A 21,483-nucleotide genomic window follows, 5' to 3' on the forward strand; every position below is an offset into this window, starting at 1 on the left:
CTTTCGGTTGATTCGGCACTTATTTGAGTTGATTTCAGAAAGGGACGACGTTTGATTTCAATGTACCGAGTTTAAATACTTTTGGGAGCAAGCATGTCTAATCATTTGTTGTCTTTGCTGACCCAATGGCGTGATCTGAAAGACGAAGCAAACTGGGTTCTGGGTACCGTATATAAAACGGAAGGGCCGGCTTACCGTAAATCAGGGGCCATGATGTTGTTCAGTGATGCAGGACATCAGCTGGGCATGCTGAGTGGGGGCTGCCTCGAATCAGATATCCATCTGCACGCCCGGAAAGCAATCGTCAGTCAGCGAGCTGTCACACTGACCTATGATGGCAGCGATGAAGACGATGTGGCGTTTCAGCTCGGCATCGGTTGCGGCGGAACTGTGTACATTCTTTTGCAGCCGTTGACAGAGCGCAATCAATACCTCGGGCTGCTGCAGGTTGTCGATGCACTGCACGACTATCGCAAAGGTTATTATTTTCAAAAAATCTCCAATAAAGACATTGTTGCCCGTTTCATGGCAGAGCCGATGCACAGTGATCACCCTAGTTTACGCGCTCAGCTACTTGTACAGGACGATGGTCTGTGGCTGTGCACCCCGATTAAAGCCCCGCTGCATTTGCTGATAGTCGGCGGCGGTATTGATGCCAGACCGGTTGCTCAGCTGGCGCATCAACTCGGATGGCGCGTCAGCTTATGGGATCCAAGGCCAGCGAATGGCCGCCGGGAATATTTCCCGCATCTGGCGCAGCGACTGAGCGGAGAGGCCCGTGAACTCAGTGATTATTGTCTGACACATCATGTGTCGGCGGCAGTCTTGATGAGCCACAATGCAACGTTAGATGCCGAGGCACTGGCGGCACTGGCGGCACTGGCCGGGGCTGAGCTCAAGTATCTTGCACTTTTGGGGCCGGTGAACCGCCGTGAACGCGTGATTGAACTGTCTGGCATCGATACAGGCAAGTTGCCGGTACCGCTATCAGGACCCGCCGGGCTGGATGTGGGGGCTGAACTGCCTGAAACGATCGCGCTGTCGATTCTTGCTGAGTGCCAGGCTGTCATCACGCATACCAGTGCCCGATCGCTAAGCGGGATATCAACAACTGGCGAGATGAGACGGCATGGAATTTAAGAGATGCAGATCGCTGTAATGATCATGGCTGCCGGAGAGGGAAAGCGCTTTGGTGGCTGTAAACTGCTGAGCGAGCTGGATGCCAGCCACAGCATATTGTCTCATGCCGTTGAGATGGCCACGGCCAGCCAGATAGGGCCGGTGTTTGTGGTCACCGGCCGGTGGCATAACGAGATTGCAAAAGCACAGAGGCTGGGGCTTCTGGCTCAGGTACCTTTGTATTACTGTCCTCAGTGGACGCAAGGATTAGGCAGTTCAATTGCTCATGGAACCCAAATACTAGCCGCTGATTTCGACGCAATGATGATCACTCTTGCCGATCAGGTGGCACTGAGCAGTCAAGACTTTAAACAATTTGCGATATCCGCCACCCCTGAACACATCGTTTGTGCAAGATATAACAACAGGCGCGGGGTGCCTGCACTCTTTCCTGCCAGCTGTTTTTCACAGCTAACACAATGTGCCGGAGAACACGGTGCCCGTCATCTGTTGCGCAGTCATTCCTTCCCGGTACATGAAATTCTACTGCCCCACGCCGCGTATGACATTGATACGCAGGAAGCACTCGCTGACTGGCGGCATCGCTTGCAACGTTAAGCCTCTGTCACACCGCTGTTAAGACGCGGATTGTAAATCGCCACATTCAACGACGAAGAGAGGCGGTGAAGCCTCGGCTCTTGCTGTGAGTTTTTACGCTTTTTTTACGCGAACTCTCAGGGGCCATTTGCTAGAGTGTCCGCACTGATTGTTTACTGACTCCGTACTATGTTTACTGATTGGCGAAGCAGCCATTTTCTGTTTTCTTTCATTGCGTTGGCGAGTGCGCTCATGGCTTCGTGGCTGATTGATCGGGCGCTGGGTTCTACGATAGCCGTTCTGCTGATTTTACAACTTGCCGTTGTGGTCGTGGCCTTGCAATGCACTTCGCGTTTTGCCTATGGCTTTGCGGTGATAGAAGCAATGAGTTTCAATTTCTTATTTACCACACCGCGTTATTCACTGCAGATGTTCCATGCGGAAGATATGATTAATCTGGTTGTTTTTATTATTGTGGCACTGACAACCAGCCAGCTTGCAGAGCATTATCGCCGCCAGCAGGATGAGCTAAAGAAAACCAAATTGCGCAACAGTATTTTGCTCTCGGTGTCCCATGATCTTCGCACGCCGCTGGCGACGATTATTGGCACACTCACCACGCTCAACGAATACCTGCCCAAACTCAGCGAGGGTGAAAAAAGGGAGTTGCTCAACAGCGCTACCGCAGAAAGCCATCGCTTACATCAGTATATCGAGAACCTTCTGCAAGCAACTAAGCTGCAGCATGGTGCGCTGAAAATCACCCGTAATGACGAGTCTCTGGCTGATATTGTTCATCAGGTGGTTGCACGATTACCCGATGCCCAAAGCAGGGGCAGGGTGCAGGTACAAGGTCAGGTATCGCGCGTTTTGGTAAGCGGTGTGCTCATTGAACAAGCCTTGTTTAATGTATTGGATAATGCGTTACGTTTTTCACCTGCGCATCAACCTGTCATTGTCACACTCTTTCAGGAACCCGATGTTATCCGGATTGATATTCAGGACAGCGGCGACGGCATTGCGGCTAAAGATGCGGAGCAGATTTTCGATCTCTTTTATTCAAACTCAGGCAAGAAAACGGCAGATTCAGGCACAGGCATAGGTTTAGCGGTCGCAAAAGGCATTATTACCGCGCATCAGGGTCATATTGAGTCTGTGCCTGTGTCAGAAGGCTGCCTGATCCGAATCCGCTTACCGAACGATCAGCCCACAAGCAGCCCTTAAGGTGAAAAATCATGAGCTATAAAATTTTAGTGGTGGATGATGAACCTCAGATTCACACCTTTATCCGCATATCCCTTGCCGCTGAGGGATTTGACTATCTGGGGGCCGATACTCTTCAGTCGGCAACAGCGTGTTTTGAGGCGCATGCTCCCCATGTGGTCGTTCTGGATCTCGGTCTGCCTGATGGCGATGGCGCGGCTTTTCTGGCCCGTCTCCGCACATCTCATAAAACCCCGGTACTGATTCTGACAGCCCGGGATCAGGAAGAAGAAAAGATCCGTTTACTTGAAGCCGGCGCCAACGATTATCTGAGCAAACCCTTTGGTATCAAGGAGCTGATCGCGCGCATTAAAGTGCTGGTCAGAGATTTGGTCGATGACCAGGTGACCAATGATGAAATGATCTGCGGCAGGCTGAAAATAGTAAAAAGTACCCATCAATGCTGGTTAGACGGTCATGAAATACCGTTAACAAAGAAAGAGTTTGCCTTTATTGAGCAGCTTATTCAGCAACCGGGCAAGCTGGTGAAACAATCGTCTCTGCTCGATGTTATCTGGGGAGCGACCCATCGTGATGACACGCATTATTTGCGTATTTTAGTCAGCCAGCTGCGCAAAAAACTCAATGACAGTGCAGACGAGCAGCAGTTGATTAAAACGGAATCCGGGCTCGGTTATCGGTTGGTTTCTGGCCCGTCAGATAGCGGTTAACCCCTGATTTATCCGCCGTATCGCGTTCTTTACGGGACTGGCGAGTTTTTTCCCTCATTGTTGGAATAAATAACTAAGGTATTGTAATGGCACATTTTACAGTCATTGGCTTAGGACGCTTTGGCGTGTCCGCCAGCCTGGAATTGATTCATCTCGGGCATACAGTAACAGGGGTAGACAGAGACCCGAAAATTGTCGAGAAGTATATCGAAGAGCTCACGCAAGCTGTGATTTGCGATTCTACCGATGAAAGCGCGTTAAGGGAGCTGGATCTGACCAGCAGCGAAGCTGTGCTGGTGGCTATTGGTCAGGACATGCAATCGAGCCTGCTGTGCACGCTGGCGCTGAAAAATCTCGGGGTAAAGGAAATCTGGGTCAAAGCGAGTACCAAAGCGCACCATACGATTGTGTCGAAACTGGGCGTGCAACGCATTATTCATCCGGAAGAAGAAATGGGGATCCGCGTTGCACAGTCGCTCAATTATCCCATGGTCAATAACTACCTGGCGATCGGGCATGGGTTATACGTGGTGGAAATTCATGTGAAACCCGCGCTGCATGATGTGCCGGTTTCCCGGGTATTAGGCGATGCGAGAGGCAGTGTGCAGGCTGTGTTGGTGAAGCGGGAGCAGGAGGTGTTCACCAGCATTAACACGAACTTTGCACTCAAAGAACACGACATACTTTTACTCTGCGGCACTCGGGCAGAACTGAAGTATATCGCGCCAAGGTTGGTGTAGCATGGTATTGTGGCATCCCTCCGTCTCTCCCATCGAGCGTCGCCCCAAGGCCGGTAAAAAGCTGCTGGGCGCACCGCCTTTCATCCTGAGTGCCAGCTTTATGCTGTTAATTCTTATTGGTGCCGGGCTGCTGAAGCTGCCGATTGCGACTCACGAGCCTATCAGCTGGGTGCAAAGCCTGTTTACGGCAACCTCGGCGGTAACGGTCACCGGACTGGTAGTGGTTGATACCGGCACTGTGTTTACGCCATTTGGCCAAACTGTGATTGCCCTGCTTATTCAGTGCGGAGGGCTTGGTTTAATGACCTTTGCGGTTGTAACCCTGATTGCACTGGGGGGAAAAATCGGCTTTTTAGAGCGTACTGTCGCCCGGGAAGCCTTTAATCAGACCGATTCATCGACACTGGCTGCCACGGCGAAATCGGTACTGGGGTTTGCCCTGATCGTCGAGCTGATAGGTATCACTGTGCTCACCCTGTACTGGCGGGAGGAACTGGGCTGGCAAACGAGCCTGTTTCACGGTTTTTTCTATACCATCAGCGCCTTCAATAATGCCGGATTTGCGTTAAGCGCAGACAGTTTAATGCCCTATGTGGATGATCCTGTTGTGAATATCACGATAACCGGCCTGTTCATTATTGGCGGTCTGGGGTTTTCGGTCTGGATGGATCTCAGGCGCAATCGCTGCTGGTCGCGCCTGACGGTGTACAGCCGGATGATGATATCAGGTACAGTCATCATTAACCTGGTGGCATTAATCGCCATTTATCTGATTGAGTACGACAACCCGAATACCCTGGCCCCTTTGAGTGAATCCGGCAAGTGGCTGGCATCCTGGTTTCAGGCGGTGACGCCGCGCACGGCGGGTTTCAATACACTGGCGATTGACCAGCTGGAAGATGCAACTACCGCAATCATGTTAGTGCTGATGTTCATTGGTGGCGGCTCTCTGAGTACCGCGAGCGGGATAAAAGTGGTGACCTTTATCGTGCTTATTTTAGCCACCTACGCCTATTTACGGCGCGATGAAGCGGTGGATGTCTTTAAACGCGAGATCACCAAAGAAACCATCAGCAAGGCGCTGGCGCTGACGTTAATCTCTGCCGGCGTAACCTGGCTGGCCATTTTTGCCCTGTTACTGAGTGAAAACGCGCCCATGCTGGATATCGTCTTCGAAGCGGTGTCTGCGCTGGGCACTGTGGGCCTGTCGAGAGGACTCACCGGTAATCTTTCCGCCGCGGGGGAGTTTATCATTATCTTTATGATGTATATGGGCAGGTTAGGACCGCTGACACTGGCGTACTTTTTAGCCAGCCCCAGAAAGAAAAAAATTCGCTACGCTGAAACCAAACTGGCGATTGGCTAGTGTGGGCTGGTTGAGTGAATGCTTGTTTCTCCGTTGGCATCACAGTCGCCGAGAAGTCTGACGCCATGGTCGGCAACTCTGAGGATATTCATAGTGTTGGATGAATAAAAAGTGGGTGAGATAAAAATAACCTGATGATTTCCCTGATTTGATGACAGTGTGTGACGAGGTTATAAATACGATGTATGAACAATGTCATTTATTTCTTTAAAGGGGCGAAAAAGTGGCATTGTTTTTATAATAACAATGCCGTTTTTATATCCAATATATACTACTGGCATCGTGTTGAAGTTTAAATGTCATTCGGCGCTGTTTAATTTTATTTGATATTAAAAATCAACATCTTAATATCATTATGCAGTGTTAAATATTAAAAGACTGCATGCATATGCATTTGGGTTTAATTCCCCGTTCAGCTTGAAAGATGGGCGAAAACCAACCAACCTTATTCATAGTATGCTGTTTTGCTAAATTTTAAGGCAACGATAATGCCTGCACCCAATGATCCTTCTTCCAGTGAATCGTTTTATGGACTAAAAGCCCGAGCGCCTGAAAACCTTGGTCGCAGTATGAAAAAAAGTGCGAGTAAAATCCGGCGCTTTTTTCCTGTGAGTAATATGCGTAGTGCTGTGATTTTCATGCTGATAGTCGTTACTTTAATCAGTTTATGGCAGGCTATTTACACTGTCCCCAGTGACTCTATCGCTGTTGTTCAACGCTTTGGCAAGTTTTATTCAGAAATACAACCCGGTTTACATTTCAAATTACCACTCGGTATAGATGCAGCAACAGTCGTTCCTGTTAAACGCCAGCTAAAACAAGAGTTTGGGTTTATCACGCTTGGTGCAACTGATCCTTATCAGAATCCGTCTGAACAAGATCGCGAGTTAGAAACTCAGATGGTTACCGGCGATTTAAACGCAGCATTAGTGGAATGGGTCGTTCAATACCGTATTGCCGATCCGGTGAAATTTTTATTTGAAGTTCGCGCCCCCACTGCCACCTTGCGTGATGTTTCAGAATCAGTCATGCGAGAAGTGGTTGGTGATCGCACCGTTGATGAAGTTATCACTATTGGCCGACAAGAGATTGAATCTGAAGCGCTCGTGAAAATGCAGGCACTTGCAACAAAGTACGTAATGGGAATCAATATTGATCAGGTGCAACTGAAAAATATTAACCCGCCTAAACCCGTTCAGGAGTCATTTAATGAAGTCAATCAGGCACAGCAAGAAAAAGAAAAGCTCATCAACGAAGCGCGACGCGACTACAACAAAGTGATCCCGCTGGCGGAAGGTGAGAAAGATCAGCGCATTCGTGAAGCAGATGGATACCGACTAAAAAGAATTAATGAGGCAGAAGGGGATGTGGCTCGGTTTAATGCTTTGCTTACTCAATATGTTAAAGCGCCAGGAGTGACTCGATGGCGAATATACCTTGAAACCATGCAGGTCATTTTGCCCGGGATTCATTCCAAAATCATCATAGATGAACAAACACACAGTATCTTGCCATTTCTGGATCTTAAAGCCGAAACAATACAGCAAGGCAAGCAGCCATGAAAAAATTTGTTCCAGTGATTGTTATTGTGGTACTCGCTTTATTCATGCTGACATTGCGTGGGACCCTTTATACAGTCAGTGAAGTGGAGCAGGTTATCATTACCCAATTCGGTAAACCTGTTGGCCAGCCTATTACGCAGGCCGGCCTCAAGACTAAAATACCTTTTATTCAGGAGGTTAATGCGATAGATAAGCGCGTTTTAGAATGGGATGGCAACCCTTCAGATATGCCGACTAAGGATAAACTCTATATTTCGGTCGACTTGTTTGCACGTTGGCGGATCACAGAGCCTTTACAGTTTTTCCTTCGTCTGCGTGATGAACGCAGCGCTCAGTCCCGGCTGGATGACATTCTTGGTAGTGAAACGCGCAACGCGGTGGCCAAACATGAACTGATTGAAATCATCCGAACGACCAAAGGTCGGCAGCCATTAAGGGATGCATTGTTGGCAGATGCGGTACGAGATTCAACAATGGGCAATTTGGTGCCAATTCATAAGGGACGCCAGATTATTGAAGATGAAATCTTTACTGCGGCTGCTGATAAAGTGCGTGTATTTGGTATCGAATTATTGGATATCCGCTTCAAACGAATCAACTACAACGCAAGTGTCAGACCCAAAATCTATGAAAGAATGATCAGTGAACGCCGCCAGATTGCTGAACGCTTTTTATCTGAAGGATACGGTGAAGCGGCCAGAATCCGAGGTAATCGCGTGCGTGATTTGAATAAGATTCAATCAGAAGCCTATCGTCAGGTGGAAGAGATTAGGGGCTTGGCTGATGCCAAGGCCGCTGAGATTTATGCTCAGGCATACAACCAAAGTCCTCTGGCCGCGAATTTGTATGAGTTCACCCGGACTCTGCAAGCCTACAAGGCCATCATGACCGAAAATACCACGCTGATACTGTCCACTGAAAGTGACTTATTTAAGTTTCTGAAGCGGATATCCCCACCTGTCAGTGAGCAAATCACACCGGAAGGGCCATGAAAAAATCAGCGTTTCGTCCTCATGAAAGAGGGCATCCTACGCAATTACCTAAAGAATATGTTGATTGGATAACCCAGCCCATCACCCGTTTTCTGCGAACTGAGGCCGCTGCCGGGGCTATTTTGCTATTTTTTACCCTTGTGGCTTTGGCACTATCGAATTCTCCCTGGGCGGAAACATTTTTATCGTTCTGGGATGTACCTATCGGAATATCAATAGGGTCGGTGGCGTTTACCCGGTCGCTGCAGGCCTGGATCAATGATGCACTGATGACATTGTTTTTCTTCCTGGTTGCACTGGAACTTAAACGTGAAATTGTGTTGGGAGAATTAAATACGCCGCGTTTGGCAATGCTCTCTATTTCAGGAGCCCTTGGAGGCATGCTGGTGCCGGCATTGATCTATCTGGCTTTTCAACTGGGCCAGCCAGGGCAAGAGGGATGGGGAATCGTCATGGCGACAGATACGGCATTTGTTATTGCTTGCCTTATTTTACTTGGTCCTCGTGTCCCGAAAAGTTTGCGGGTATTTATGCTGTCTTTGGCCATCATTGATGACATTGGTGCCATTGTGGTTGTTGCTGTCGGTTACGGGGAAAACATTAATTTTTATTATGTTGGTCTGGCAGTGATCGGATTTATAACAGTTAAGGCCATGACCCTTCTCGGCGTTCGGAGTATCGCCTTGTATTCGTTGATAGGTGGACTGATCTGGCTCGCGGTGGACATGTCAGGTGTACATCCCACGGTAACCGGTGTGATTCTTGGGCTGATGACGCCGACAGGTCGTTGGATCAATGAAAAGCGTTTGTTAACTATCATGGAATGTGTTGTGCCGCCATCTTTGCCAAAACAACACGGTGTGAAAAATCTCGATCGCCAAGTTCTGAAAACCGCAGAAGCGGCAGCACGCGAAGCACTCTCGCCTCTGGAGCGCTTGGAAATGTTACTCCATCCTTGGGTAGGTTTTGTCATCATGCCTCTGTTTGCTTTTGCAAATGCAGGTGTTTCTTTTTCTTTTTCTGAATCATCCGGCTCTTTGTATATGGCTATATTTTTCGGACTCGTAATAGGGAAACCCATAGGTATTCTTTTATTCTGCAGGCTGGCGATCCTGATGAAACTGGCTGTCCGGCCGCCTGATTTACCCTGGCTCTATCTGGTGGCGGGGGGGATGCTTGCCGGCATCGGGTTTACCATGTCGTTGTTTATTGCCCATTTGGCTTTAACTCCGGCACTCGCTGGCGTTGCAAAACTGGGTATTTTATCCGCCTCATTAGTTTCGGCCCTGACAGGAATTATCCTGCTCAGTGTGTTGTTAAGGCGAGATGCTTTGCGCATGAAAGAGAAAGCGTAACCTTTTTACTCAGCTCAATGTGTATCCCTTCGTGAATGCACAGGACCTTCTCTTCTCTGATGGAAATTCGATGGCAACAGATCTAATTTTATATTGAGGAGGAAAGGTCATGGTCATGGGAAATGCGAGGTCTGATGATGCAGGCCCGCCCGAGCATAGCGCAGGCCTTAGGGTAGGCAAGGAATTGCTTGACGCGACCAGGCCTTATACTGAAGAGTCGCCGGCAATAAGTTGGTGGTATGTCAGCTCTACCTTTGTGTTAATGCTAACAGCATTGGCGGCAGCAGGAATAGTGTCGGCGTGGCCCCTCCGGCTGGTCTTTTCTGTTTTGGGAGCGTTGCTCATTGTTCGCTCTTTCATCACCTTCCATGATTATCTGCACGGTGCAATTCTCCGTCGTTCACGTATCGCTTTCTGGCTCTTTCATGCTTTTGGAGCCTTTGTATTAACACCGCCCCGGTCATGGCTTGAAAGCCATAATTATCATCATGGTCATGTAGGGCAAATATCGAGCATCAGTGCGGGGGCATTTCCCATTATATCCACCCAAATGTGGCACACCTCAACGCGTTGGCAACGGCTGGCCTATCGAGTCCAACGACACCCGGTGGTAGTGTTGTTGAGTTATCCTATTGTATTTGCTATCAACATTACGCTTATCCCATTGTTACGCTCTCCGGCTAATCATCTGGATTCGCTTATAGCCCTCGTTGTTCACTTCGGACTCATTGCCTTGCTGTGGGTACTGGGTGGATTCAACCTGGTCTTTTTTGTCATCCTGTTGCCTATGACGATTGCCTCTGCGATTGGATGCTATCTGTTTTTTGCGCAGCACAGTTTTCGACGCATGCAGATTGTGTCTCCGGAGGCCTGGAATTATTACAGAGCGGCAATCGAATCTTCCAGTTTTTTGCGTATGAACCGGATTATGCAATGGTTTACCGGCAATATCGGCTATCACCATATTCATCATCTGAACGTTCGCATTCCTTTCTACCGATTACCTGAAGTAATGGCAGCGATTCCTGAATTGCAAACCCCTATAGTGACAACGCTTTCCCCCAGAGATATTGCAGACTGCTTTCGCTCGGCCTTATGGGATGAAGAAAAACAACGCATGGTTTCTTATCGTGAAGCGAGCACAAGCAAAGAAGACGCAGCCAGGTAAGGTTCGTGTCGTTAAAGGTGCGCTTTAATGGCATAGTCTCATCGTTGAATTTGCTATAGCGATCGTCGTCGCAGGCCCGTGACGGATAGCACATCAGATCGATTTCTTGCTTTCGCAGGGAAAACATCATCGCAGTCACTGTCGGCTATTCAGTTGTTGTTTCGGCAGGTACAGGCTGGTGAAGATGGATAAATTTCGCCAAAATTTTCTGCAAGTTGCTCATTTATCGCCATAATTAGACCAAGCAATCATAAAAAACGGCAACAAATTTTTCGGATCGACCGGGGTAAGGAGACCAAATGAAACATCAGGTGTTGGGAATCAGTTTGACGGCGATATTGACGATTCAGCTGTCGGGGTGTGGTGTGTTGTTACACCCGGAGCGAAAAGGCCAACGGGGCGGTCAGGTAGATCCGGCCATTGCGGTTTTGGATGCGGCGGGCTTGCTTTTGTTTGTTGTGCCCGGACTGATCGCTTTTGGGGTGGATTTGTATTACGGCACCATTTATCTGCCAGGAACAGCGAAAACCTTAAACGAAGAAGAACTGAACATGCTCAAGACACAGGATGGACAGATCCAGCCAGAGCAACTCGCCAGATTGGTTTCAGAGCAAACCGGTCAGCACATTCAACCTGAAGCAATGGTGTCTTATTCGGTCGGCTCCGTTGATGAGCTCAAATTCATGCTGACAGAGGTCCAGATTCATAAGAAGACGGCTTCATAGACAGGGAGTCGTGTGATTGACGTTGCGACATCATGCTCAATCATCTGCGATCTGATGCCGTATTCATGTTCAGAATCGTTGTCTATCCTTCCGTTGGCATCCAGGTTTTGACAGCTCGTTTTTGACATGGTCTACGAAAAGTGCGACCGAACGAGCCGGACTGCCTGGATGCCATACCATATGAATATCCCACTGTGTGTTTTCCTGAAACGGGATTAATTGGATGGCATCGTAAATACCGAGAATTGATTTCTTCGGTAAAATTGCAACACCTGTATTGGATAAAATTAAAGTGATAATCGTTTGTAAGTCTGCAGAAATATTTGTGATCTTGTATGTTCTGCCTTTTAATAAAGCCATTGTGTGTAAGTTGATCTGAGACTTGCTGTGATTACTCATCATCAGCAGATTATATTTCTGTAAATAGCCGTCAATGTTGTCATCGATATACTGATTTTTTGAAACGGCCAGAACAAATTCATCCTTTGACACCGGAATACTATTAAGCGTCTGAGAGATTGGCTTTCTCATAAATCCAATGTCTAATGCACCTGAAAGCAATTGTTCCTCTTGCTCCTGAGAGCAGATATCACTCAGAGAAATCAATATTTTATCGTGATTTTTCTGGAACTCACGAATCAGAACAGGCAGGAAGTCATTACTGGACTTGCCAAACGCAATTGATAAAGGTGACAGGTTGTTCCTGGAAATACTGGCAATGAATTCATCTGTTTTTTGAAGATGTCGGTTTAAAGCGGTGATTTCATCAATCACAAGTTTTCCTGCCTCGGAGAGAGTCACTCCCTGATTGTCTCTGATAAACATTTCAATCTCATAGGCATCTTCAAAGTTTTTAATTTGTTTGGATAGTGCAGGTTGTGAAATACAAAGTATTTGTGAGGCAATTCTGAAGTTTTTCACTCTGGCCAGAATTTCAATCGAGCGTAAATATTTTGGATTCACCTTCATAACTTTAAGTTATCGCCATAAAATTAATATCACTAGGCACTATAGCATAAATGGCGATAATTCTGATATCGAATGTTGATGGATGGTTTTTGTATGAAATTTTGTGTGCTGGTAAAAGAAGATGTATTGGTTTTTGAAGCCCTCAATGCAGAAAGCTCATCGGATATTATTCTGAGTTTATTCAGGCAGGGGTTTGTATTAGCGCCGGTATTCATTGAGGCAAACAACGCAGAAAATGCCCGTGCCAGTTTTATGAGCCGGTTTGAATGGCATGAAATTGCAGCGGCATTTCAGCAGAAAAAAATATTGGCTTGTTAGTTTTATTTTGATAAATGTCTGGAATCATCAAAAAGTGGCAAACATTACGGTGAATCGCTGCGGTGAATAGCTTGCGCCAACAGTAAAGAAGAAATCCCTGTGCTTCCTGTCGGATTGACTGACAGCGGAGCACAGGGAAAACAAGGTGAAGTGCTGACGAACTATTTTACGGCAGCATTCAAAATGGCATACGCCGCTTTGATGCGTTCGGCGTTGGGGTAATTTTTGTTGGCCAGAATCACGATACCGGTTCGTTCGGCAGGGATATACGCCACATAAGCGCCGAATCCGCCGGTTGAGCCGGTTTTATTCACCCAGATCTGTGCCGGAAGTGGCTTGGGGGAATCAATTGTCTGAATCGGCATCGGGTTGAGAATCATCTCGGTGGCGTTGCCTGCCAGCAGGGTGTCCAGCGACACCGGATACGGATACATTTCCCAGCCCAGTCCCTGGGTCAGCGGACCGGCCTGATAATACCCGATTCTGGTATTGGTCAGTGCTTGCGACATGGCATGGCTCACCTGCGCCGTCCCGACGTTTGCTTCGATATAGCGCACCATATCGGCAGCCGTTGATTTAATGCCATAAGCTTCGGCGTCCAGTACGCCGGGAGTCACCCGAACCGCCTCGCCAGCGGCGTTGTAGCCGAAGGCGTAGTCAGCCTGCTTGGAAGCGTGGACTTTCACAAAGGTCTGAGTCATGCCAAGCGCTGGCAAGATCTGGCTTTCCATCAGCGTCGCGTAGGACTCTCCCAGACTCATTGCCGCAATATGGCCAAAGAGACCAATGCTCGGATTTGAATATTGCCTGCGGGTTCCGGCCGGAAATGCGGGCTGCCAGTGACGGTAGTAGTCCAGCATGGCCGCGTGATCTGTCACCGGGTCCGGAAACTGCAGCGGTAATCCGCCTGCGGTATAGGTAGCCAGCTGGATTAAGGCGGTATCGCCGATGGCACTGCCTTTCAGTTCGGGCAGGTATGCCGATGCCTGATCGTCAAACGACAGCTTGCCCTGACGCTGGGCATCACTGGCCAGCGTTGCGGCAAAGGTTTTACTGACTGAACCCAGTTCAAAAATCGTGTGTTCTGTGACGGGGAGACCATGCTGGACATCGGCCAGACCATAGCTGTAGTAATGTGCTTTGCCACGGATGGTGATGCCGAAAGCCATGCCCGGAATCTGATAAGCAGCCATGAGTCTTGCTGCCTGCTGATCAACGACTTGTCTGATCGGGTCGGTCGCGGTTTGACTGTGGACCGGTGCTGCGACAGAGAACAGGCACAGGGCAGATAAAATCAATGTTCTGGTGTTGCAGAGGATAGGTTTCATGGTGACTTCTGACTCGGTTAAACGTGAATGATTTTGTTCGGAACCCCGGGGTGATGGGCGGATATTAAAGTGAGTTCATTTGAGGCACAATCTGTGAAATCTAAGATGAGCCATCAGAAAATCTAGGGTCTGAAGATGAATGTTACCCACTTACCGTTGAATGCGATGCGTGCCTTCCTGGTGTCGGCAAAACATCTGAATTTTACCAAGGCGGCGGTCGAACTGTGTGTCACTCAGGCTGCTGTCAGTCAGCAGGTCAAAATGCTTGAAGCGCAGTTGGGCGTGTCTTTATTTATCCGTCAGTCCAGAGGACTCAATTTAACGGAAGAGGGGAGCATACTGCTGCCTGTGGTGAAAGGGGCGTTTGAAAACCTGTCTGAAGCGATGGACATGCTGATGCAGGGAATTCGCAGAGAAGTCGTTTCTGTGGGGGTTGTCGGCACGTTTGCAGTGAACTGGCTGCTGCCTCGTCTGGCAGATTTTCAGGCGCGTTATCCCCTGATTGACCTGCGTATCTCAACCCATAACAACAAAGCAGACCCGGTAGCAGAAGGTTTGGATTATCTGATCCGTTTCGGGAAAGGCAGCTGGCATGCCACGGAGGCGACTGAGCTTTTTCCCGCGCCGTTGACTGTATTGTGCCCGCCGGGAATCGGCCTGGCACTGTCCTCACCGAGAGATGTGCTGAACTACACCTTATTGCGATCCTATCAACCCGATGAGTGGTCACTGTGGCTGAATGAAGCCAAAGTGGCAGTGCCAAAAGCGAAACTGAGCGCTATCGTGTTTGATTCCTCCATCGCCATGGTCGAAGCGGCCATGCAAGGCTACGGGATCGCGTTGGCGCCCTCTGTCATGTTTGAAAGGTTGTTGACGGAAGAAAAGCTGGTGCAGCCGTTTGATATTTATCTGCATAAGGGATCTTACTGGCTCACCAAGCTGCATGCGCAGAAAGAGAGCCAGGCTCAGATTCATTTTAAACACTGGTTACTCGCACAGGCTGGTGCGGGGGATGGCGCCTTGGAATGAAATGCGAAGTTCGCGGACATAGTCTTCAGTGAATTCACTGAAGGGGATGCTTGTTATCGTGAAGGCGGCGATTCATCGTCGCCATACAACCCGTGCATCACCGCAATCACATTTTTCATCGCAAATCGCAGTGCTTCAGGCTGGATCACCTGAACTTCCGGGCCGAATCTCAGCATTTCCACCACCGCCTGTTCGGTTTTTCCTGAGGGTAAGGTGACGCTTGTCCAGCCCGTATCATCGGTTTGTCCAATCTGCGTGTGTTGCCGGACATAAGGCGGACTCAGGCTGCTTAGCATTTTCAGCCCTTTGGCGGTGAGTTTGATCTCGGCGGTATTGGGGTAGAGTTCAGCTTCCATCTGGCGATTGCTTTGCTGCCAGTAGGCGGGTAAGTCAAAGTGTGTCTCTGATTCAAAACACTGATTCAGGATGTTCAGATCCCGGATGCGGGCGACCCGGTACGTTTTGAACTGGCCCTCAGACTGAGCCACCAGATACCAGCTGCCTGCTTTTAATACCATGCCCAGCGGATTGACGACCCGCTGGCTGCTGCCACGCCAGCTTTGATAATGAAACGAGACTGGGTTTTTCTGCCAGATTGCGCTGAACAGCTGCGGCAGGTCGCCAACCGTTTCTTTTTCGGTAAACCAGCCCGGGGTATCGAGTAAAAAACAGGACTGAAAACGTTCGGCATGCGTGCGAAGGCTGGTCGGAATGGCGGCCAGTAACTTGAGTCTGGCTTCCGACATCGCGGGCTCAAGTCCCAATTCCTGCACCGGGCCGGACAAACCGAGCATGAACAGGGTTTCGATTTCCTGTTTTGAGAAACCATTGAGTTGTGTCCGGTAGCCTTCCAGCAGCCGGTAGCCGCCATGGACGCCCTGTTCGCTGTACACCGGAATGCCCAGCGCACTCAGGCTGTCGATATCACGGTAGATACTGCGCACCGAAACCTGACAGTCGCGGGCGAGCTCTGTGGCGCTGACCCGATCGCGCGATTGCAGGGTCATCAGAATGGTCAGAAGCCGGCTGGCGCGCATCAGTTTTTCCTCTGTTAAAGAAAGCAATCACAAAGAGACAGAATCGTGTTGAAACCTGACAAAATCTGACAGGTATGGCCAATATAGTGACCCGGACTGATAACAACAACAGGAAATCACCATGTCCGATAAAGCAATGGGTCACGAACTAATCTTGTTTCATTCACCGCATACGCGCTCGTCCAGCGTACTGATCTTGCTCAATGAGCTGGATGTGCCTTTTCAACTGAATGTGCTGAATATGCTGATGGGGGAAAACAGACAACCCGATTATCTCGCGATCAATCCGCTGGGTAAGGTGCCGGCTTTGCTTGATAACGGTGCCTTAATCACTGACCAGGTGGCTATCTATCTGCACCTAGCCGATTTATTTTCCTCCGGTGAGCTGGCGCCCGGTCTGAGTGATCCGCTACGTGGTCCCTACTTGCGCTGGATGCTTTTTTACTCCGCCTGCTTTGAACCTGCTGTCTGCGACAAAGCCATGGGGTGGGTGCCCAGTGCGCAAAAGATCAGCCCTTACGGAGACTATGACACAGTGATCCAAGTACTCATTGAGCAACTCAGCGCAGGCCCTTATTTGCTGGGCGAGCGTTTCACGGCGGCAGATCTGTTATGGGCAACCGCGTTGAAATATTGCACGGCATTTGGATCGGTTGAGCCAGATCCCGTGATTACTCAGTATCTGGCGCGGGTCACCTCGCGGTCCTGCTTTGCGTATGCCGAAGCTCTGGATACCCGACTGGCGGTTGAGCATGAGGACGAGCGGTTGGCGCAGAAGGCTGCAAACTAAATTGACTTACGGTGCTTAAGCCAATAGGCTCTTCATATTCGAAATTTCATATATGAAAAACATGTGTGACGCATTAACTTTTTACAAATCTCTAGCCGAGGAAACTCGGCTTAAGTCATTGTTATTGCTGGTGTCTAAAGAAGAGTTATGTGTGTGCGACCTGATGTCTTCGCTGGATCTGAGCCAGCCTAAAGTTTCTCGCCATCTGGCAGAACTCAGGAAGAATGGTCTGGTCAGCGATCAACGTCGTGGCAAATGGGTGTACTACCGGCTCAATGACGGACTGCCTGCATGGATGCAAGAGGTGCTGAACTACACACTGAAAAACAATCCGGAACTGATTGTCAGAGAGCTGAGCAAACTTGGAGACAATCAGTGTGTCAATGAGAAAAGCGCAATGCCTGAATGGCAGCAATCGTCACGTATTTAACGGATATCAGGAATGAAAAACATGACAAATTCACAAGCCTGCGCGGATGTGGCTGTATCCCAGAAGATGAGTTTTCTGGACCGGTATTTAACTGTCTGGATTTTTTTAGCCATGGCGGCAGGTGTTGCTCTGGGCGTGGCTTTTCCTGAGGTGGGGCAATGGAATGAATCGATGTCAGTGGGAAGCACCAACATTCCGCTGGCGATCGGCTTGATTCTGATGATGTACCCGCCGCTGGCGAAGGTGAACTACAGCTTGCTGGGTGAGGTGACCCGGGATAAGCGTGCCATCACTCTGTCGCTGATCATGAACTGGGTTATCGGCCCGATTCTGATGTTTTCACTTGCGGTGATCTTCCTGCGCGATCAGCCAGGATACATGGTTGGACTGATTTTGATTGGTCTGGCGCGTTGCATTGCTATGGTGCTGGTATGGAACGATATCAGTGGTGGGAACAAAGAGTACGGAGCCACTCTGGTTGCCCTGAACAGTGCCTTCCAGATTTTAACCTATAGCTTGATGGCCTGGTTCTTTATTACTGTACTGCCACCCATGTTCGGGCTGCAGGGATTTGCGGTGGATATTACCATTATCGATATTGCTGAGAGCGTATTGATTTATCTTGGCATCCCCTTCCTTGCGGGCTTTCTGAGCCGCAAATGGCTGGTCGCTGCCAAAGGCGAGGATTGGTACAACCAAGTCTTTATTCCGCGAATTTCGCCGATCACCCTCATCGCTCTGCTGGCGACCATAGTGCTGATGTTCAGCCTGAAAGGCGAAATGCTCATTGAGCTACCTATGGATGTGGTACGGGTAGCGATACCGCTGGTGATTTATTTCTTGATCATGTTTTTTGCCAGCTTCTTTATCGGCAAGAAAATGGGCTTACCTTACGATCAGAATACCTCGATTGCTTTCACCTCATCTGGCAATAATTTTGAACTGGCCATTGCGGTGTCGATTGCGGTTTTTGGTCTGAATTCTGATCAGGCTTTTGTTGGTGTGATTGGCCCGCTGGTGGAAGTGCCGGTTCTGATTGCTCTGGTGAATGTGGCGCTGAAAATGAAGCGTAAGTATTCTCAGGTCTAGTCTGTTTGTATACATCGGGCTCGCGCAGGTCGTCAGTAACGGCATGCTGTCGGGCCAGTACCTGACAGTCGCAGGCGAGTTCCGTCGTACGGAGTGGCTCGCAGATTGTCAGCAATAGGAATGCCATCGAATTCTAACGTTTCGACAGCAGTAATAAATGGAAATATGGGCGTGCTTTTCATAGATTTGAACATTCCATCACTTTGATTTAGTTATCGCAAAAGTGAATATAAAACATCTTGTGTATCAATAAGCCTATGTTTAAGATAAATTTTATTTTCCGATTGAATTAAGTATGTTTTACCAAACCGACAGACTCAAAAAACCAATTCGGGCTATTAAGTACACCTACCAAAACGGTATTAAAGAGCCTGTTCATGACCATCAGGTTGTTCAGGTTTTACACATACTGGAAGGGGTAATTCGAGTCTATGCCAAAGATAATTGTTGGGTCATTCCTCCATCTCGGGGCCTACTGATTCCAGCAGGGGTACCTCACAGCTTAGTCGCGGTGGGCCAAGTTGAAGTACGAACTCTTTTCATAGATCCCTTAGCACGTGCTGATCTTGGTAATGAGTTAGGTATATTTCAAGTTAACCCGCTGCTCAGAGAGCTGATTAATGCAGCTTCTGATTTCTCGGATAATCTTACAACAGGTTCACGCGAAGAACGTATCAACGAACTTATTCTTGATGAGTTGCGCTTAATTCACCTCACCGACTTTAATGTACCCATGCCTTCATCAAAAGTACTTAAATCTTTCTGTAAACGTGTGACCGCTCATTTAGAGCGCCCCTGGGAACTAGCCGATGTTGCGCTCTCACTGAATGTGTCGGCACGAACTATTTCCCGTAAATTCCACTTAGAGACTGGTTTAAGCTTTGGAGAATGGCTCAGACGTTTTAGGATACTTAAAAGTATGGAGTTACTGGCCAGTGGCTATTCTGTTATGGATGCAGCAGTAGCTGTTGGTTACGATAGCCACAGTGCTTTCAGCACAATGTTTAAGAAGCGTATTGGTATTTCACCAAACTCATTCGTTGCCTTCCCAAGCCTGGTTCAAGAAAGTGACGTATCACTGAACACAGAACAATCGTCAATTGGATAAGTGCAACAAGCAAGCCTTATCCCTTTCTCGATACTATGCGTGTCTAATACGTCGGTACAGCCTCCTCGAGTATTCCCTTCCACCCTAACCACACATGCGCCGCACAAACCATTCCTACATACTGAGTTGATGTAAGCACCAGCATCCTCGGCCAACTCCAGTATTGATTTTTCGCCATTTGCTTTATCACAAAGGACTTCATTATCTAGCTGAACTTTTACTCGAATTTCTTGCCCCAAAGGAGTTTGACTCATAAGTGAAAAATGCTCTGTGACAATATCACTCGGCTCAACTTTCAGCGCTAGAAGGTGATTGGTTATATCAGCAACATAGTTTCCTGAACCACTAATAAATGCTTTGAATCGCCCAATATCTGGGCACTGAGAATGTATTACCTTTTTTTGCAGCCGATAGGTATCAACATTAGAGCAGTTTGAATGTTGAGTGTAATTTATATGTAAATATGAATTTTCCATTTTTTGCACCAGTTCAGTGAATTCACTTTTGAAAATAAAATCGTCAACTGAACTGAAGCTTAAGAAAATGTGCAGTGGTTGTTTAAAGTTGTTTGTGTGTAAAAATTGTAGCATTGGCAATAAAGGGGTTACCCCACTGCCAGCACCAAATACAACCAATGGATGCTCCAGATGGGATTGAGTTATGATGAAGTCTCCTAATGGTTGGGAGATCCAGGGCGGGAGCATACTTTGCTCACTTTATAGCCCGAAGAAAACTCTTGTCCGATAATCATCGCTCCAAGCAGCCTTTTTCAGTTTTACTTTTTGGCTTGGGGCGCCACAGTCACACTGTTTTAGCATGTTCATTACAAAACGCCTGAATAGCGCTATATTTTCAACCGCACCATCTAGGGTTATTCGTGAGCTATCTTCTTTTAAAACAACATCTAACACATAATGCTGGCTGTTCTCTATACGCCAATGCTGACGAATATAATGCCCGAGAAGCTTATGCTTTGGTGACAATGAACTCACGTAATAAGACGTTTCGACGCTACCTTTACCTTTGATAACACGATGCCGCTCCACGGCGATGATACTTCGAACCGTCGGCCACTTTTCTTTCAAATCGTCGGGTAAATTGGCCTTCAGCTGAAAAACATACCGCTCTTCTTTACGACCATGTTGCTCTTGAACAATTTCTGTAACAACTTGCTCTTTTTGTGCGTCGAATACCGCCTGAAACTGAGAAACAACGGCTTCACGAAGCTTTGGCTGGTTGTTTTTCACTTGAACGACAATGTGCGCTTTTTTCTCTGAAATTTTTTCGAGAGTTTCGCGCTGACAATGCAAAGCGTCGAGCGTGATGATACTTCCTTTTACATTAATTATATCAAGTAGTTGCCTCACAACACTGATTTCACCATTTTTGCTTTCAGTTGGCTTTTGGCTAAGGACTAAACCACGTTCAGTATCGTAGGCAGTGACGAGCTGTAAGGCGTTTTTCTTATCGCCACGATAGGCACCACGCAGTACCTTGCCATCAAAAGCGATGACTGGCTTGTTTTGAGTCGTTCGCTGGTCATTAATCCAAAGAGCGAGTGCTTCAAGTAATGACTCTGCCACCACCGAACGTAATATGCGAGCAATGGTATGTCGGCGCGGGATACCATGTGTAAACGGGCGGTACTTTCGCAACCAGTGAAGCTTCTCATCACCATAAGTTTCAATGTCTTGCCAGCCTTCACAACCTGATGTGATGGCACTGATAACAAGGAAGATGACATCAACAAGATCATGCTTTCGATTAATGTCAGAGCGGTTTTCTGTCACCACAGAAAGATATTCAATAAGGTTCAATTTCGTAGGC

At 48.2% G+C, this 21,483-nt stretch carries 22 protein-coding genes; 17 read left to right on the forward strand and 5 right to left on the reverse strand.

Annotated elements, in window-relative coordinates; all coding sequences use genetic code 11:
- Positions 1-93 precede the first annotated feature (93 nt).
- The 11 genes from LN341_RS04725 (at position 94) to LN341_RS04775 (ending at position 11,558) form a co-directional block, all read left to right on the forward strand.
- The gene (locus LN341_RS04725; RefSeq protein ID WP_234204160.1) at positions 94-1,140 is read left to right on the forward strand and encodes an XdhC family protein; all 1,047 of its coding nucleotides are present in this window, start codon (positions 94-96) and stop codon (positions 1,138-1,140) included.
- 3 nt (positions 1,141-1,143) lie between these two features.
- On the forward strand, positions 1,144-1,737 hold the full coding sequence (locus tag LN341_RS04730) for an NTP transferase domain-containing protein (protein ID WP_234204161.1): 594 nt from the start codon (positions 1,144-1,146) through the stop codon (positions 1,735-1,737).
- Between the two features lie 168 nt (positions 1,738-1,905).
- Positions 1,906-2,940 (forward strand): ATP-binding protein, encoded by a 1,035-nt coding sequence (locus tag LN341_RS04735; protein WP_234204162.1) that lies wholly within the window; start codon positions 1,906-1,908, stop codon positions 2,938-2,940.
- 11 nt (positions 2,941-2,951) lie between these two features.
- A complete protein-coding gene (locus LN341_RS04740) occupies positions 2,952-3,650 on the forward strand; it encodes a response regulator transcription factor (RefSeq protein ID WP_234204163.1) in 699 nt (232 codons plus the stop codon).
- 86 nt (positions 3,651-3,736) lie between these two features.
- Positions 3,737-4,390 (forward strand): TrkA family potassium uptake protein, encoded by a 654-nt coding sequence (locus LN341_RS04745; protein ID WP_234204164.1) that lies wholly within the window; start codon positions 3,737-3,739, stop codon positions 4,388-4,390.
- Position 4,391: 1 nt separating this feature from the next.
- Entirely contained in the window at positions 4,392-5,756 is a 1,365-nt protein-coding gene (locus LN341_RS04750) for a TrkH family potassium uptake protein (protein ID WP_234204165.1), read from the forward strand.
- A gap of 488 nt (positions 5,757-6,244) precedes the next feature.
- The gene (gene hflK, locus LN341_RS04755; RefSeq protein ID WP_234204166.1) at positions 6,245-7,318 is read left to right on the forward strand and encodes an FtsH protease activity modulator HflK; all 1,074 of its coding nucleotides are present in this window, start codon (positions 6,245-6,247) and stop codon (positions 7,316-7,318) included.
- The gene (gene hflC / locus LN341_RS04760) at positions 7,315-8,310 is read left to right on the forward strand and encodes a protease modulator HflC (protein ID WP_120510348.1); all 996 of its coding nucleotides are present in this window, start codon (positions 7,315-7,317) and stop codon (positions 8,308-8,310) included. Before hflK ends, hflC begins: the two co-directional genes overlap by 4 nt.
- Positions 8,307-9,665 carry a Na+/H+ antiporter NhaA gene (gene nhaA / locus LN341_RS04765; RefSeq protein ID WP_234204167.1) on the forward strand — a complete coding sequence of 453 codons (1,359 nt, stop codon included), beginning with the start codon at positions 8,307-8,309 and terminating at the stop codon, positions 9,663-9,665. The genes hflC and nhaA overlap by 4 nt, the downstream gene beginning before the upstream one ends.
- A gap of 109 nt (positions 9,666-9,774) precedes the next feature.
- Positions 9,775-10,833: a fatty acid desaturase gene (locus LN341_RS04770; protein ID WP_234204168.1), complete on the forward strand. Its 1,059-nt coding sequence runs from the start codon at positions 9,775-9,777 to the stop codon at positions 10,831-10,833.
- Positions 10,834-11,132: 299 nt separating this feature from the next.
- Complete coding sequence (locus LN341_RS04775) at positions 11,133-11,558, forward strand: hypothetical protein (protein ID WP_234204169.1); 426 nt, start codon at positions 11,133-11,135, stop codon at positions 11,556-11,558.
- Between the two features lie 69 nt (positions 11,559-11,627).
- On the opposite strand, the gene LN341_RS04780 is transcribed toward LN341_RS04775, so the two are convergent.
- Entirely contained in the window at positions 11,628-12,521 is an 894-nt protein-coding gene (locus LN341_RS04780; protein WP_234204170.1) for a LysR family transcriptional regulator, read from the reverse strand.
- Between the two features lie 78 nt (positions 12,522-12,599).
- Between LN341_RS04780 and LN341_RS04785 the strand changes: the two genes are divergently transcribed.
- A complete protein-coding gene (locus LN341_RS04785) occupies positions 12,600-12,845 on the forward strand; it encodes a hypothetical protein (protein WP_234204171.1) in 246 nt (81 codons plus the stop codon).
- Positions 12,846-13,006: 161 nt separating this feature from the next.
- On the opposite strand, the gene ampC is transcribed toward LN341_RS04785, so the two are convergent.
- Positions 13,007-14,173: a class C beta-lactamase gene (ampC, locus tag LN341_RS04790; RefSeq protein WP_234204172.1), complete on the reverse strand. Its 1,167-nt coding sequence runs from the start codon at positions 14,171-14,173 to the stop codon at positions 13,007-13,009.
- A gap of 135 nt (positions 14,174-14,308) precedes the next feature.
- On the opposite strand from ampC, the gene LN341_RS04795 reads away from it, so the two are divergent.
- Complete coding sequence (locus tag LN341_RS04795) at positions 14,309-15,202, forward strand: LysR family transcriptional regulator (protein ID WP_234204173.1); 894 nt, start codon at positions 14,309-14,311, stop codon at positions 15,200-15,202.
- 53 nt (positions 15,203-15,255) lie between these two features.
- Here the strand turns inward: LN341_RS04795 and LN341_RS04800 are convergent, their stop codons facing one another.
- Positions 15,256-16,239 (reverse strand): YafY family protein, encoded by a 984-nt coding sequence (locus LN341_RS04800; RefSeq protein ID WP_234204174.1) that lies wholly within the window; start codon positions 16,237-16,239, stop codon positions 15,256-15,258.
- 121 nt (positions 16,240-16,360) lie between these two features.
- On the opposite strand from LN341_RS04800, the gene LN341_RS04805 reads away from it, so the two are divergent.
- The 4 genes from LN341_RS04805 (at position 16,361) to LN341_RS04820 (ending at position 19,656) form a co-directional block, all read left to right on the forward strand.
- Positions 16,361-17,029, forward strand: coding sequence for a glutathione S-transferase family protein (locus LN341_RS04805; protein WP_234204175.1), 669 nt, complete (start codon positions 16,361-16,363; stop codon positions 17,027-17,029).
- Positions 17,030-17,090: 61 nt separating this feature from the next.
- A complete protein-coding gene (locus tag LN341_RS04810) occupies positions 17,091-17,459 on the forward strand; it encodes a metalloregulator ArsR/SmtB family transcription factor (RefSeq protein WP_234204176.1) in 369 nt (122 codons plus the stop codon).
- Between the two features lie 21 nt (positions 17,460-17,480).
- Entirely contained in the window at positions 17,481-18,548 is a 1,068-nt protein-coding gene (gene arsB, locus LN341_RS04815; RefSeq protein WP_234204177.1) for an ACR3 family arsenite efflux transporter, read from the forward strand.
- A 295-nt stretch (positions 18,549-18,843) separates the two neighbouring features.
- Entirely contained in the window at positions 18,844-19,656 is an 813-nt protein-coding gene (locus LN341_RS04820) for a helix-turn-helix transcriptional regulator (protein WP_234204178.1), read from the forward strand.
- Here the strand turns inward: LN341_RS04820 and LN341_RS04825 are convergent.
- Positions 19,608-20,291, reverse strand: coding sequence for a 2Fe-2S iron-sulfur cluster-binding protein (locus LN341_RS04825; protein ID WP_234204179.1), 684 nt, complete (start codon positions 20,289-20,291; stop codon positions 19,608-19,610). The two genes, LN341_RS04820 and LN341_RS04825, sit on opposite strands and share 49 nt — an antisense overlap.
- An 81-nt stretch (positions 20,292-20,372) precedes the next feature.
- A complete protein-coding gene (locus tag LN341_RS04830; protein WP_234204133.1) occupies positions 20,373-21,473 on the reverse strand; it encodes an ISAs1 family transposase in 1,101 nt (366 codons plus the stop codon).
- Positions 21,474-21,483: the final 10 nt, after the last annotated feature.

This window comes from Photobacterium sp. TLY01, assembly GCF_021432065.1.
Taxonomy (GTDB): domain Bacteria; phylum Pseudomonadota; class Gammaproteobacteria; order Enterobacterales; family Vibrionaceae; genus Photobacterium; species Photobacterium halotolerans_A.